General features: G+C 43.2%; 2 protein-coding genes. Both read right to left on the minus strand.

Annotated features, from left to right (window positions below; all coding sequences use genetic code 11):
- Window positions 1-61 precede the first annotated feature (61 nt).
- Window positions 62-358 carry a HigA family addiction module antitoxin gene (locus tag ACX5KA_RS05275; RefSeq protein ID WP_039219423.1) on the minus strand — a complete coding sequence of 99 codons (297 nt, stop codon included), beginning with the start codon at window positions 356-358 and terminating at the stop codon, window positions 62-64.
- Window positions 358-636: a type II toxin-antitoxin system RelE/ParE family toxin gene (locus ACX5KA_RS05280; RefSeq protein WP_039219425.1), complete on the minus strand. Its 279-nt coding sequence runs from the start codon at window positions 634-636 to the stop codon at window positions 358-360. Before ACX5KA_RS05280 ends, ACX5KA_RS05275 begins: the two co-directional genes overlap by 1 nt.
- Window positions 637-727 lie beyond the last annotated feature (91 nt).

The raw sequence follows: 727 nt of genomic DNA on the forward strand, positions 1-727 counted from the left end.
GCCCACGTGTTACTGTCCCAGTGAGCCTGCGAGCGACTTAATGTGATTGTTATACGCGCCTTTATACCGCCGCCAGATTATAGGGAGATACATGTAAAGAACTTTGATATTGTCGCGTTTGCCATAAATCAAAAGCATTTTGCAAACGTAGCCAATGGTCAGCTGAAGGCTTACCAAAGACCAGCTCCAGACGAAGTGCCATCTCTGGGGTGATGGCTCCTTTGCCATTAAGCACTTTTGACAGTGTTTTGCGGCTAACATCTAAATGCTGAGCGACATCAGTTATAGTGAGTTCTAGAGCTTCAATAACAAGTTCTTTGAGTATCTCACCGGGATGTGCTGGGTTATGCATATTCATTAGTGATAATCCTCGTAGTTAACGATTTCGACATCTCGTCCAACAAAGCGATAAGTAACTCTCCAGTTACCACTCACTCTGACAGACCAAATATCATTTCTGCTACCTTTGAGTTTATGCATATAAAGACCGGGCAAATCCATGTCATCAGGCGCTTCGGCTTGATCGAGATTGGACAGGATCAGACGAAGCTTATTTTCATGCTTCTTCTGAATTCCTGATGTGGTTCCTTTAGCGTAAAACTTCTGAAGGCCTTTATGTATAAAACTCTTAATCATGCAGTTATTGTAACCTCATGGGTTACGAGTTGCCAGTGGAATTTTCGGCGCGTATAACTTTCAAATATGGGGCGCAAACACGTGTGCAATA

This window comes from Alteromonas alvinellae (assembly GCF_902705805.1).

What these genes read in the sequence shown, in the direction of transcription:
- ACX5KA_RS05275 (WP_039219423.1), bottom strand. Translation starts at nt 358, where the DNA reads ATGAATATGCATAACCCAGCACATCCCGGTGAGATACTCAAAGAACTT.
- ACX5KA_RS05280 (WP_039219425.1), bottom strand. Translation starts at nt 636, where the DNA reads ATGATTAAGAGTTTTATACATAAAGGCCTTCAGAAGTTTTACGCTAAA.